General features: G+C 58.8%; 1 protein-coding gene. It reads left to right on the top strand.

The annotated features are described in order from the left end of the window. Positions 1-531, top strand: a 531-nt coding sequence (locus ASILVAE211_RS25895) for a transposase (protein WP_227324224.1), incomplete at both ends; no start/stop codon positions are given.

A 531-nucleotide genomic window follows, 5' to 3' on the forward strand; every position in this document is an offset into this window, starting at 1 on the left:
GGGCCATCCTGCGCACCTCATCCGCGATTTAGTGAGCGAGGAGCTTGACCTCTCGGCGATCCTGAATGTTTACACTGAGTTGAAAGGTTATCCGCCCTACCATCCTGCGATGATGGTTGCCTTGCTTCTCTACTCCTATAGCAATGGGGTGTATTCATCCAGGCGGATTGCCCGGGCGTGCGAAGAGCGGTTGGATTTTCAGGCAGTGACTGCATTGAACCAGCCCGACTTTCGAACCATCAGTGAGTTCCGCCGCCGTCATCTCACTGCCTTGGCGGGGCTTTTCACGCAGATCCTGACGCTATGTCGCCGTGCCGGGCTTGCCAGCCTGAACCACGTTGCGGCGGACGGCACGAAAATCAAAGCCAATGCCTCCAAACATAAGGCCATGAGCTACGGCCGGATGGAAAAGGCGGAGGCTGAGCTCGCGCAGGAGGTTGCAGACTGGCTGGCTCAGGCGCAGGTGGCTGATCTCGCTGAAGACACGCTGCGTGGCAGCGACCAGCGTGGCGATGAACCACCCGACTGGAT

The organism is Acidisoma silvae (assembly GCF_020618775.1).
Classification (GTDB): Bacteria; Pseudomonadota; Alphaproteobacteria; order Acetobacterales; family Acetobacteraceae; genus Acidisoma; species Acidisoma silvae.